Raw genomic sequence first — 11,796 nt, forward strand, 5'->3', positions numbered from 1 at the left:
TCCCGTTCGTCCGAGGTCACTTGGCGCCGATGCGGCGCAGCGCGCGCAGGCCGCCGTACGCCGCCAGGGCCGTCCAGAGCGCCATGATCAGCAGCCCGGTCCAGTGCCCGTACGCGACCTGCGGGTCGTCGGCGTAGCGCAGGGCGTACTGGCCGGCCCGGTCGGGCAGGAACTGGACGACCCGGCGGATCCCGGGCACTCCGCCGAGCAGTGGCGAGAGCAGGAAGACGGTCGGCACCAGCAGTCCCATGGCGGCGGTGAGGTTGCCCAGCAGCGCGGTCGCTCCGAGGCAGAGCACCACCAGCAGCGTCTGGTAGAGCACGCCGGCGACGGCGCTGCGCAGGAGGGCCGGCCCGTCCCAGGCGCCCGGGGCGGTGGCCGCGTAGCCGGCGAAGGCACCCGCCGTGCCGACGGCGCCGACGGCGAGGCCGACGAGCGCGCCGAGCGCCAACTTGGCGCCGTACAGCCGGTTGCGGCGCGGGACGGCGGTGAGCGACACGTTGATCATGCGGGTGTTGAACTCCTGCCCGATCAGCAGGATGCCGAAGCAGGCAAGGGCCGCCTGGCCGAAGTTGAGCCCGTAGAAGACCCCGACGCTCGGGTCGTCGGTGATGCTGTGGTCCTTGCCGCCGATGGCCGCGCCGATGGCCGTGGTGACCCCGGCGGTCAGCAGCAGGGCGAGCAGCGGGGTGATCCAGAGCGAGCGGAGGGTGGTGAGCTTGATCCGTTCGGCGCGCAGGACGTGCAGGACGTGCGCGGAGCCGGCAACCGGTGTGGTCATGCGGAGGCCTCCGCGCGGTACTCGACGCTGTCGGCGGTCATCCGCATGAACGCCTCCTCCAGCGAGTCCTGTTGGACGGCGATCTCGTACAGCACCACCCCGTTGGCGGCGGCGAGCGCGGCGATCCGCTCGGGTTCGGCGCCGCTCACCTCCCAGGCGCCGCCGTCGACTTCGGTGGCGTCGAGGCCGTGGTCGTGGCCGGGGCCGCCGAGCAGGGCGGCGAGCTTGGCGGGGGCGACGGCGCGGACCCTGATCCGGGTCCGGCCGTGGCGGTCGATGAACTCGGAGGTGGCGGCGTCGGCGAGCAGTCGGCCGCGCCCGATCACCACCAAGTGGTCGGCGGTGAGCGCCATTTCGGTCATCAGGTGGGAGGAGACCAGCACCGCCCGGCCTTCGGCGGCCAGGTCGCGCAGCAGGGTGCGGATCCAGCGGATGCCCTCCGGGTCCAGGCCGTTGACGGGTTCGTCCAGCAGCAGCACCGGCGGGTCGCCGAGCAGGGCGGCGGCCACCCCGAGGCGTTGGCGCATGCCGAGCGAGAAGCCCCGGATCCGCCGTCCTGCCGCGTCCGCCAGGCCGACCTGGCCGAGCACCTCGTCGACCCGGCGGGCCGGCAGCCCGTTGCTCGCGGTGAGCCAGCGCAGGTGGCCGTGCGCGGTCCGGCCGCCGTGCATCGCCTGGGCGTCCAGCAGTGCGCCCACCGTCCGCAGCGGGGCGGGGAGTTCGGCGTACGGGCGGCCGTCGACCAGGGCGTGTCCGGCGGTCGGCCGGTCGAGGCCGAGGACCAGGCGCATGGTGGTGCTCTTGCCGGCGCCGTTCGGGCCGAGGAAGCCGGTCACCACGCCGGGTCGGACCTCGAAGGTCAGGTCGTCGACGACGCGCCGGCCGTCGTACTCCTTGGTCAGGCCCTGGATCTCGATCACGGCCCGCTCCCCTCGTCTCGTCGTCGGTGGTCTCCGCCGGTGCCCGCTGTCGCTGCCCCGGTCGGTGGCTCCATTGGACCGGAGCGGGCCGGTGCGGCGGATCCCGCCGGGGCGGGGAGCCGTCTCCCTCCCAGGAGGGAGGACGCGGGCGACCGGCGCGGGATCCGGGGACGGGGGGCGACCTGGCAGGATGGCGCAATGTCCAAGATCGCAGCGCTGAGGAGCGCGAGCGCGGTGTCCGGAGGATCCGCGCCGGGAAGTGCGGTGGCCAGGCTCGTCGCGCCGCTGGCGGCCGGCGTCACGTACGCGCGGCTGCTGCACCTGCTGGTGGGGTGGATCTTCGCGGGCGTGGTGCTGATGATCTATCCGGGGACGTACCGGAAGGGCCTCGGCGAGATCCTCACGGCGAGCGTACTGGTGGACTGCGTGCTGCTCGCGGCGCTCGCGCTCATCCCGGCGGCTCGGCGGGCGGAGGGGGTGCAGGCGCGGCTGCTGCTGGTGCCCGACCGTGAGGAGGACATCGCCGCCGAGCCCTCCCGCACCTGGGCCGACCGGCGGCGGACGGCGGGTTGGCTGATCGGCCGGGTCGCGCTTGGCTCGGTGGCCGGGTTCGTGCTCTCCTTCGGCTCCGCCGCGTGCTACGACCGGCTGACCGGTCCGGACGCGCTCTGGTACCTCCCGTTCGCCCCGCTGCTGGTACTCGGTTTCGGCTGGTTCCTGGTCCTCGCCGGGCGCCTCCAACTCGCCATGGCCGTACGGCTGCTGGGCCCGTCGCCGACCGAGCGGCTGGCGGAGGCGGAGCTGCGGGCCGAACGCCTGCTGGAACGCAACCGGTTGGCCCGGGAGCTGCACGATTCGATCGGCCACGCACTGACGGTGACGGTCCTTCAGGCCGGCGCGGCGCGCGAGGTCGGGGACCCGGTCTTCGTCGCCAAGGCGCTCGAAGTCATCGAGGAGACCGGCCGGCAGGCCATGGAGGACCTCGAACGCACCCTCGTGCTGCTGCGCGAGACCCCGGCCGGGGCGAACGGCGTGGCCACCGAACAGCCCGGGATCGACCAGCTGCCCGCGCTGTTCGACACCGCCCGGGCGGCCGGCAGCCCGGTGGAGGCGCGGATGGAGGTGCCACCCGGCACACTGCCCGGGGTGCTCTCCCGCGAGTCGTACCGGATCGTCCAGGAGGGTGTCACCAACGCGCTCAAGTACGCACCCGGCGAGCCGGTCGACATCCGGATCGCCGTACGGGAAGGGCAGTTGGAGCTGCGCTGCGCCAACCGGCTGCCCGGCGCCGGGCGTTCGGCGGTCGGCGCGGCCGGGCCTGCCGGTCCGGCCGGTTCGGCACGGCCTCCGGCGGGCGGTGCGGGCCGGGGCGCGACGCGCAAGGGCGGCAAGGGGCTGCGCGGCATCCGTGAGCGCGCCACGCTGCTCGGCGGGGAGGCGGCGGCGGGGGTGTCGCAGGAGGGCGGAGGGGAGTGGGTGCTGACCGTCCGGCTGCCCCTACGCTTGGGCTCGTGACGAACGATCCTGTGACGCGAGGCCCGGCCGGAGGAGCCGCGGGGATGACGGACATCCTGCTCGCCGACGACGAGGAACTGGTCCGGGCCGGCCTGCGGGCCGTCCTGGAGGCGCAGGGGGACCTGCGGGTGGTCGGCGAGGCGGCCGACGGCGCGGAAGCGGTCGCGCTGGCCCGCGCGCTGCGCCCGCACGTGGTGCTGATGGACGTCCGGATGCCCGTGCTGGACGGCCTGGCGGCCACCCGCGAGCTGCTGCGCCCCGGCGCACCGGGGGAGCGCCCGCCGAGGATCCTGGTCGTGACCACCTTCGAGAACGACGACTACGTCTACCAGGCGTTGCGCGCGGGCGCCGACGGCTTCCTGCTCAAGCGCACCCGCCCGGCCGAGATCGCCCACGCGGTACGGCTGGTGGCGGCGGGCGAGTCGCTGCTGTTCCCGGCCGCGATCCGCCGGCTGGCGGCCGGGCACGGCAACCCGACCGCCCGGGCGGCCATGGAGCGGGCGGCGCTGACCGGGCGCGAGGCGGAGGTGCTGCGGCTGGTCGCGCGGGGCCTGAGCAACGGGGAGATCGCCGAGCGGCTGTTCCTCGGCGTGCAGACGGTGAAGACGCACGTCAGCAGCGTGCTGGCGAAGCTCGGGGCGCGGGACCGCACCCAGGCGGTGATCGCGGCGTACGAGTCGGGGTTCGTCGAGCCCTCGGAGTGACGCGGTCTGACGATGCGTCAGAAAGGGCCGCTCAGGCCGGGTAGGCGTGGGTCTGGGCGGCCTTGACCGAGGCCCAGACCGCGACGCCGGGCGCCAGCTCCAGCTCCGCGACGGCGGCCGGGGTCAGGTCGGCGGCCATCGGCAGGTCGCCGGAGAGTTCGACGCGGACCTGGTCGCCGTGCAGGTCGAGCCCGGTGACCTCGGCCTGCCAGAGGTTGCGCGCGCTGGTCCGCGGAAGCTCCCGGTACAGCGTCACGGCGGAGGGCGGGAAGGCGACGAAGGCCGGACCGTCCAGCTCCTCGGTGGTGGCCAGCGCCGTGCCGTCCGGGAGCGTGACCCGGGAGCCCTCGGCCCGGCCCTGGTACAGGTTCAGTCCGACCAGCCGGGCGATGTAGTCGGTGCGCGGGCGCCGGGCGACCTCCGCCGGGCTGCCGGACTGCACCTCGTGCCCGTCCTCGATCACCACCAGTCGGTCGGCCAGCACCATGGCGTCCAGCGGGTCGTGCGTCCCCAGCACCGCCACCGCCTCGAACTCGGCCAGGTGGCGCCGCAGTTGGGCTCGTACGTCGAGCCGGGTGCGGGCGTCCAGGGCGGCCAGCGGCTCGTCCAGCAGGAGCAGCCGGGGGCGTACGGCGAGGGCTCGGGCGAGCGCCACCCGCTGGGCCTGGCCGCCGGAGAGCCGGCCGGGGCGGACCGTGGCGTGGTCGGCCAGGCCCATCCGCTCCAGCCAGTCGGCCGCCTCGGCCCGCGCCTCCCGCTTGGGGCGGCCCTGGCAGCGCGGGCCGAAGGCGACGTTGTCGAGCGCGCTCAGGTGCGGGAACAGCAGGTAGTCCTGGAACACCACGCCGACCGGCCGCTCCTCGGCCGGGGTGTGCACGCGCTGCGCCGGGTCCTCCAGGAGGCGGCCGTCCAGGCGCAGGTGGCCGCCGGTGAGCGGGAGCAGCCCGGCGAGGGCGCGCAGGGCGGTGGACTTCCCGGCGCCGTTGGGGCCGAGCAGCGCCACCACCTCGCCGGGGGCGGCGGTCAGCGCGAGGTCGAGGGCGAACGCGGCGCGCTCGACCCGCAGGCGGGCGTCCAGGGCGGGGCCGGGGCGGCTTTCGGTGCTCATCAGGGCGGCGTCCAGGTGTCCAGTGCGTCTGCTGCGTTCAGCGTGTCCGGGATGGCAGGTGGGGATGGGAGGGCGCGTGCGGTCGGGATGGTGCGGGTGGTCGGGACGGCGCGGGCGGGCGGGGTCACGGCGTCGACAGCCAGCGGTCGCGCAGGCCGACCAGGACGGCGACGGAGACCACCAGCAGCACCAGCGACAGCGCGATCGCCGCCTGCGGGTCCGACTCCATGGCCAGGTAGACGGCCAGCGGCATGGTCTGGGTGCGGCCCGGGAAGTTGCCCGCGAAGGTGATCGTCGCACCGAACTCGCCGAGCGCCCGGGCCCAGGCCAGGACGGCCCCGGCGGCGATCCCCGGCGCGATCAGCGGCAGGGTGACCCGCCGGAACGCGGTCAGTCGGGAGGCGCCGAGGGTCGCGGCGGCCTCCTCGTAGCGGGGGTCGGCGGCCCGCAGCGCGCCCTCGACGCTGATCACCAGGAACGGCATCGCCACGAACGCCTCGGCGATCACGACCCCGGTGGTGGTGAACGGCAGCGTGATGCCGAAGGCCGAGTCCAGCCAGGAGCCGACGATGCCGCGCCGCCCGAGCACCAGCAGCAGCGCCACACCGCCGACCACCGGCGGCAGCACCAGCGGCAGGGTGACCAGCGCCCGGATCACCCGCCGGCCCGGCAGCTCGGTGCGGGCGAGCAGCCAGGCCAGCGGGACGCCCAGGACCAGCGACACGGCGGTGGCCGCGGTCGCGCTGATCAGCGACAGGCGCAGCGCGTCCCAGACGGCGGTGCTGGTGAGCTGCTCGGACAGGTCGCTCCAGGGCGCCCGGATCAGCAGGCCGACCAGCGGCAGGACCAGGAACGCCAACCCGAGCAGCGCCGGGAGCAGCAGGGCGACCGGGGCGCGGTGCGTCCTCGGGCGTCGGTTTCGCGGGGCGCGACTTCGTGGGTCGCGGTTTTGTGGGTCGCGGCGCGGCAGGGCCTTCTCGGCTTCCGCCGCGCCGCCGCCGACGGTGCGGTTCCGACCGGAGTCGCGTCCGGAGCCGTCCCCGGGGCCGGTGGGGCGCTCGCTCACGGTGCCTGGAAGCCCGCCGCGGTCAGCACCTGCTTGGCCTCGGGCGACTGGACGTACGCGACGAAGGCGGCGGCGCCGTCCTTGTTCGGCGCCTTGGCGAGCGCGGCGATCGGGTAGTCGTTCACGGCCTTGTCGGCCTCGGGGAAGTCCACGCCGTCGATCTTCGCAGCATCGGCCTGCACATCGGTCCGGTACACCAGGGACGCGTCGACCTCGCCGAGTTCGACCTTGGTGAGCGCGCCCTTGACGTCCTGCTCCAGGGTGACCGGAGTGAGGTCGACGCCCGCCGCCTTGAGCGCGGTCTGGGCGGCGGCGCCGCACGGCACCTCCTTCGCGCACAGCGCGACCTTCACGCCGGAGGCGGTGAGGTCCTTGAGGCCCGCGATGTGCTTGGGGTTGCCCTTGGGGACGGCGATGGTGAGGGTGTTCCGGACGAAGGTCGTCGGCTGCCCGCTGGCACCGCCCGCGTCCGTCACGGTCTTCATGGTGGCCGGGCTGGCGGCGGCGAACACGTCCGCCGGGGCACCGGAGTTGATGCTGGTGGCGAGGCTGGAGCTGCCGCCGAAGTTGAAGGTGACCTTGGCGCCCGGGTTGGCGGCCTCGAACTTCTTGCCGAGCTCGGTGAAGGTCTCCTTGAGCGAGGCGGCGGCGAAGACGGTGATGGTGCCGGAGGCCTTCGGGACGCTGCTGCCCGCGGCGGAGGCGTTCGAGGAGGCCGTGGAACTGGAGGACTTGCCGCCGTCGCTGCCGCAGGCGCTGACTCCGAGCCCGAGGACGAGGACCGCGGCGGTGGCGACGGCGAGCCTGCGGGCGGTGGGCGTACGGGTGCTCATCGGTGCTTCCCCTCCAGGGTGCGCGCCGGGAGGGGCGCGAGGGACGAGCCGCAGGTGCGGCCATTACGGCGATCATAGTGCCGCAAATGCGAGCGATAAATCCCCTGTCGGTTCGCACAGCTGGGGGCCGCAGGGGTCTCGGGGCTGCTGTGGGATGGCTCAACCGGGACTCGCGGGGCGCGGTGAGGACGGTGAGGGTGGTGAGGCGGTCAGGCTGGTGGGGGCGGTGGGCCGGTGGGGGCGCTGGCGAGGGGCGCGCGGTAATTGCGTCGCGCCGTGGGTGGTCGAACGGCGAGAGTGGTCGCCGTCCGTACAGACGGCCGGGCCGGTCGGACACGCGGCCGGGGCCGAACCAAGGGGAGGAGTCCGTCCATGTCCACGCTGCGCGTCACCGCCGAGAAGCTGGTCATCCTGGAGCACCCGAACGCCGATGCCCTGGAGCTCGCCCAGGTCGGCCTCTACCGGGCGGTGGTCGCGAAAGGCGCGTACCGGACCGGGGACCACGCCGTCTACATCCCCGAACAGTCCGTCCTCCCGGATGAGTTGATCGAGGAGCTGGGCCTGACCGGCAAGCTGGCCGGCGCCCGGGCGAACCGGGTGAAGGCGGTACGGCTGCGCGGCGAGCTGTCCCAGGGCGTCGTCTGCCGGCCCGCCGCGCTCGCCGGCACCGACCTGGCCGCCGCGGCCGAGCGCGGTGAGGACTTCGCCGAGCTGCTCGGGGTCGTCAAGTGGCAGCCGCCGGTGCCGACGTCGATGAGCGGTGACGTGGTCAGCGCGCCGGACCTGCTGCCCTGGGTGGACATCGAGAACCTCAAGCGCTACCCCGAGGCCTTCGCGTCGGGCGAGCCGGTCGTGCTGACCGAGAAGCTGCACGGCAGCTGCTGCCTGGTCACGTACACCGCCGCCACCGGCGAGGTGCGGGTGTCGTCCAAGGGCATCGGTGCGCAGGGGCTGGCGCTGGCCGAGGACGCGCGCAACCTCTACTGGCGGGCGGTGCGCGCGTACGACATCCCGGCGGTGGCGGCCCGGCTGGCGGAGCGCCTCGGGGCCGAGCGGGTCGGCATCTTCGGCGAGGTCTTCGGCGAGGGCGTGCAGGACCTGGGCTACGGCGCCTCGGCGCGCACCGAGCGGCCCGGATACGCCGCGTTCGACGTGTCGGCCCTCGTGGACGGGCAGCTGAACTGGCTCTCGGCGGCCGAACTGCTGGACGGGGAACTGCCGTTGGTGCCCGAGCTATGGCGCGGACCGTTCGATCCGGAGACCGTGCTGGGGTTCGCCCGGGGCCGGGAGACCGTCTCCGGGCGTGAACTGCACCTGCGCGAGGGCGTGGTGGTGCGGCCGGTCACCGAGCGCTGGAGCCCGGTGCTCGGCGGGCGGGCGATCGCCAAGGTGGTCAGCGAGGCTTACCTGACCCGCAAGGGGGGCACCGAGTACGAGTGAGACGGGCCCGGATCCGGTGGCCGGGCAGGTCGGCCCGGCCGACCGGTCCGGGTGCGGCTCCTCTCGGTGCTGACCGCCCGTCGGTAGAGGCGGCGGGCGAGTCCCCGTACAGAAGGAGTGCCGATGGCCACCGAAGTCCTCCCCGTTCCCGACCCCGGCCTCGTGCCCGCCCCCACCTCCGCGATACCCGTGCCGGCCGGGAACCCGCTGGTCGGATCGCTGTTCGACCTCACCCGCCGCCCGCTGCGCAGCTACCTCGCGGCCCGCCGCGACCACGGCGACGTGGTGCGCTTCCAGGCCGGGCCGCCCGGGCTGCGGGCCGACTTCTACGGGGTGTTCTCGCCGGAGGGCGTCCGCCAGGTGCTGGCGGGCGAGGCGGCCAACTTCCGCAAGGAGGACCCGTTCTACGACGAGCTCCGGAGCAGCGTCGGCAACGGGCTGCTGACCAGTCAGGACGCCGAGTACCAGCGCCAACGCCGGATGGTGCAGCCGCTGTTCACCCGGCGCCGGGTGGACGGCTACGCGGACGCGCTCGCGCAGGAGGCGCAGTCGCTCGCCGAGCGGTGGCGGGCGGTGCCCGGCGGGGTGGTGGACGCGGCGGACGAGACGTCCCGGTTCGCGCTGCGGGCGGTCGCGCGCATCCTCTTCGGCGCCGACGTGGAGGAGGCGATAGCGGTGGTCCACCGCAGCTTCCCGGTGCTCGGCGAGTACGTGAAGGAGCGCGGCTACGCCCCGGTCCGCCTCCCGCGCACCTGGCCGACGCCGGCCAACCGGCGCGGTGCCGAGGCCCAGCGGGCGCTGTACGGGGTCTGCGACCGGATCATCGCCGAACGGGCCGCGCGGGGCGGCGGCGACGAGGGCGCGGACGACCTGCTCACCCTGCTCGGCCGGGCCCGCGACGACCACGGCGAGCGGCTGGATCCGGCCGAACTCCGGGACCAGGTCCTGGTGTTCCTGCTCGCCGGGCACGAGACCACGGCCACCGCGCTGGCCTTCGCGCTGCACCTGCTGGCCAAGCACCCCGAGCAGCGGTGGCTCGCCCGCGAGGAGGCGCGGACCGTCCTGGCCGGGCGCGCGCCGACGGCGGCGGACCTGGACGCGCTCCCGTACATCACCCGGGTGCTGAAGGAGGCGATGCGGCTCTATCCGTCGGCGGCCCTGGGCGGGCGGCGGGCGGTCGAGGAGACCGTCATCGACGGGTACGTGATCCCGGCGGGCGCGCAGGTCGTCGTCGCGCCGCTGGTCACCCACCGGCACCCGGACCACTGGGAGGATCCGGAGCGCTTCGACCCGGACCGCTTCCTGCCGGAGGCGGAGCGGGCCCGGCACCGTTACGCCTGGTTCCCGTTCGGGGGCGGGCCGCGGGCCTGCATCGGGCAGCACTTCTCGATGCTGGAGGCGGTGCTGGCGCTGGGGGTGCTGCTGCGGGACTTCGAGGTGGAGGCGGTGGACCGGAGGGTGGCGCTCGCCCAGGGGATCACGCTGCGGGCGGCGAGCCCGATGCGGATCCGGGTGACGGCTGACAGCTGACGGCTGACGGGGTTCAGCGAACAACGAACAGCGAACAGCGAACAACAGACAGCGGACAGATGACAGATTTCAAACTCTGTTATCTGTCTGTTGTCATCTGTGCGCCGTCCGCTGGGCAGACGACCGGAGCATTCGAACACATCACCCGGGCCTCGCGGGCAGCTTTTCAGATCTTTGTCTGACCGATTCCGGCCCCTCGATAGCGTCCCACGCACCCCAGGCCGGAAGCGCACATGCGGTTGGCATATGCCCTTCGTATGCAGTCCGCCCGGCCCGGGGAGCCCGGGCGCACCGCGTACCGCCTCCGGGCCCGACCGGTCGACCGGAGGTCCCATGGGCACCATCAACCACCTCAGCCTCGGCTGGCTGACCCCCGCCCTCTCGTACCTGATGGCCTGCGCCGGCGCGGCCCTCGGGCTGCGCTGCACGCTGCGCGGCCTGGCCGCGAGCGGCCCGGCCCGGCGGAACTGGCTGGTCACGGCCGCCGCCGCGATCGGCTCCGGGATCTGGACCATGCACTTCGTCGCCATGTTCGGCTTCACCGTCGACGGCACCGAGCTGCGATACAACGTGCCGCTGACCGTCCTCAGCCTCGTGGTCGCGGTGCTGGTCACCGGCCTCGGCCTGACCGTGGTCTGCTACGGCCGGCACCGCGGCCTCTCCCTGCTGTCCGGCGGCGTCACCACCGGTCTCGGCGTCGCCGCGATGCACTACCTGGGCATGGCCGCCCTCCGGATGCACGGTGGGCTGCACTACGACGCCGGGACGGTCGCGCTGTCCGTGCTGGTCGCGGTCGGCGCCGCCACCGCCGCGCTCTGGGCCGCCGTCACCATCCGCAACGTGTACGCGGCCGCGGCCGCCGCGATGGCCATGGGCCTCGCCGTCAGCTGCATGCACTACACCGGCATGGCCGCCGTCCACGTCCGGTTGGAACCGACCCGGACCGGCCTCGGTGGGGTCAGCCCGATGGAGTTCGTCTTCCCGCTCGCCGTCGGTCTCGGCTCGTTCCTCTTCCTCGCCTCGGCCTTCGTCGCGCTCTCGCCGACCGCCCAGGAGCGGGCCGGCTACCGGGAGGCCGGCGAGTTGGCCACCGAGGAGCTCCCCGCCGGGCCCCCGTACCCCGAGTCCCCGTACTCCGAGCCCGCCCGGCAGGAGCTCGCCCCGGCCGAGGCCGGGCGGCGCGGCGGCGAGGGGCGCGACGGCGAACGGCACGGCCGCGCCGCCTGAGCCGCGCCCCCTCCAGCCCCCGCCCACCTGCCCCGGCCACCTGCCTCCGTCCTCCAGCCTCTCCCTGCCCGAAAGGCTCCTCACCCATGCGAGAAGACCGCGGTACCGCCCCCGGTGCCCGTCGGGGTGCCCATGCCGGGCCGCCCGCCCGTCCACCGCGGCCCGGCCCGTGGCTGCGCGGCCTGCGCCCCCGGACCGTCCGCGCCCGGATCATCGCCCTGCTGATGGTCCCGGTCGTCTCCGTCATCGCCCTGTGGGGGTTCGCCACCGTTACCACCGCCCAGGGCGTCTGGGGCCTGATGCGCCAGCGCGACGCCCAGCGCACGCTGCTCACGCCGGTCGCGGAGACGGTCGCCGGGCTGCAAGCCGAACGCACGGCCGTCGGTCAGCTGCTGGCCGCCCCGGTGGCCGCCCCCAGCGCCGTCCGGGAGAGCGCCCTGCGCGAGGCGGCGGCGGCCACCGACCGGGCGCTCACTCCGCTGTTCCCGGACCCCCGCCGCCCCGACCGGGGCTACAACCGTGCCGACGCCCAGGGCCTGGGTGGGGACGCGGCCGCCCGGCTGGACGCGCTCGGCGGCTCCCTCGCCGCCCTGCCCGTCCTGCGCGACCGGGTCCTGGCCAGGAGCGTCGGCTGGCCCGAGGCGTACGCCGCGTACGGCGAGGCGGTGGACC

General features: G+C 74.7%; 11 protein-coding genes. 6 read left to right on the top strand and 5 right to left on the bottom strand.

The genetic code is table 11. The annotated features are described in order from the left end of the window. Nucleotides 1–16 precede the first annotated feature (16 nt). Both AE652_RS04125 and AE652_RS04130 read right to left on the bottom strand, forming a co-directional pair. Nucleotides 17–781 carry an ABC transporter permease gene (locus tag AE652_RS04125; protein WP_049649726.1) on the bottom strand — a complete coding sequence of 255 codons (765 nt, stop codon included), beginning with the start codon at nucleotides 779–781 and terminating at the stop codon, nucleotides 17–19. Further along, nucleotides 778–1,701, bottom strand: a complete 924-nt coding sequence (locus tag AE652_RS04130; protein ID WP_049649727.1) for an ATP-binding cassette domain-containing protein — start codon at nucleotides 1,699–1,701, stop codon at nucleotides 778–780. Before AE652_RS04130 ends, AE652_RS04125 begins: the two co-directional genes overlap by 4 nt. Before the next feature lie 198 nt (nucleotides 1,702–1,899). Between AE652_RS04130 and AE652_RS04135 the strand changes: the two genes are divergently transcribed. Beyond that, entirely contained in the window at nucleotides 1,900–3,216 is a 1,317-nt protein-coding gene (locus AE652_RS04135) for a histidine kinase (protein ID WP_082345219.1), read from the top strand. Nucleotides 3,217–3,260: 44 nt separating this feature from the next. Next, the gene (locus tag AE652_RS04140; protein ID WP_049649729.1) at nucleotides 3,261–3,920 is read left to right on the top strand and encodes a response regulator transcription factor; all 660 of its coding nucleotides are present in this window, start codon (nucleotides 3,261–3,263) and stop codon (nucleotides 3,918–3,920) included. Nucleotides 3,921–3,951: 31 nt separating this feature from the next. On the opposite strand, the gene AE652_RS04145 is transcribed toward AE652_RS04140, so the two are convergent. From AE652_RS04145 to modA, 3 genes are all read right to left on the bottom strand, one after another. Next, nucleotides 3,952–5,028 (bottom strand): ABC transporter ATP-binding protein, encoded by a 1,077-nt coding sequence (locus AE652_RS04145; protein WP_049649730.1) that lies wholly within the window; start codon nucleotides 5,026–5,028, stop codon nucleotides 3,952–3,954. Between the two features lie 124 nt (nucleotides 5,029–5,152). Next, nucleotides 5,153–5,911, bottom strand: a complete 759-nt coding sequence (locus AE652_RS04150) for an ABC transporter permease (protein ID WP_234348224.1) — start codon at nucleotides 5,909–5,911, stop codon at nucleotides 5,153–5,155. A gap of 179 nt (nucleotides 5,912–6,090) precedes the next feature. Next, on the bottom strand, nucleotides 6,091–6,927 hold the full coding sequence (modA, locus tag AE652_RS04155; protein WP_049649731.1) for a molybdate ABC transporter substrate-binding protein: 837 nt from the start codon (nucleotides 6,925–6,927) through the stop codon (nucleotides 6,091–6,093). A 372-nt stretch (nucleotides 6,928–7,299) separates the two neighbouring features. On the opposite strand from modA, the gene AE652_RS04160 reads away from it, so the two are divergent. From AE652_RS04160 to AE652_RS04175, 4 genes are all read left to right on the top strand, one after another. Further along, entirely contained in the window at nucleotides 7,300–8,367 is a 1,068-nt protein-coding gene (locus AE652_RS04160; protein ID WP_049649732.1) for an RNA ligase (ATP), read from the top strand. Between the two features lie 123 nt (nucleotides 8,368–8,490). Next, nucleotides 8,491–9,897 (top strand): cytochrome P450, encoded by a 1,407-nt coding sequence (locus AE652_RS04165; protein ID WP_082345220.1) that lies wholly within the window; start codon nucleotides 8,491–8,493, stop codon nucleotides 9,895–9,897. Nucleotides 9,898–10,230: 333 nt separating this feature from the next. Continuing rightward, nucleotides 10,231–11,124 carry an MHYT domain-containing protein gene (locus AE652_RS04170; protein WP_082345221.1) on the top strand — a complete coding sequence of 298 codons (894 nt, stop codon included), beginning with the start codon at nucleotides 10,231–10,233 and terminating at the stop codon, nucleotides 11,122–11,124. A gap of 86 nt (nucleotides 11,125–11,210) precedes the next feature. Then, nucleotides 11,211–11,796, top strand: a 586-nt coding sequence (locus AE652_RS04175; RefSeq protein WP_199823041.1) for a nitrate- and nitrite sensing domain-containing protein, incomplete at its 3' end; no start/stop codon positions are given.

Origin of the sequence: Kitasatospora sp. MY 5-36 (genome assembly GCF_001182915.1) — a bacterium.
Lineage (GTDB): Bacteria > Actinomycetota > Actinomycetes > Streptomycetales > Streptomycetaceae > Kitasatospora.

Coding starts and splice junctions, on each gene's coding strand:
- AE652_RS04160 (WP_049649732.1), top strand. CDS start 7,300: ATGTCCACGCTGCGCGTCACCGCCGAGAAGCTGGTCATCCTGGAGCAC.
- AE652_RS04170 (WP_082345221.1), top strand. CDS start 10,231: ATGGGCACCATCAACCACCTCAGCCTCGGCTGGCTGACCCCCGCCCTC.
- AE652_RS04135 (WP_082345219.1), top strand. CDS start 1,900: ATGTCCAAGATCGCAGCGCTGAGGAGCGCGAGCGCGGTGTCCGGAGGA.
- AE652_RS04125 (WP_049649726.1), bottom strand. CDS start 781: ATGACCACACCGGTTGCCGGCTCCGCGCACGTCCTGCACGTCCTGCGC.
- AE652_RS04140 (WP_049649729.1), top strand. CDS start 3,261: ATGACGGACATCCTGCTCGCCGACGACGAGGAACTGGTCCGGGCCGGC.
- AE652_RS04165 (WP_082345220.1), top strand. CDS start 8,491: ATGGCCACCGAAGTCCTCCCCGTTCCCGACCCCGGCCTCGTGCCCGCC.
- modA (WP_049649731.1), bottom strand. CDS start 6,927: ATGAGCACCCGTACGCCCACCGCCCGCAGGCTCGCCGTCGCCACCGCC.
- AE652_RS04145 (WP_049649730.1), bottom strand. CDS start 5,028: ATGAGCACCGAAAGCCGCCCCGGCCCCGCCCTGGACGCCCGCCTGCGG.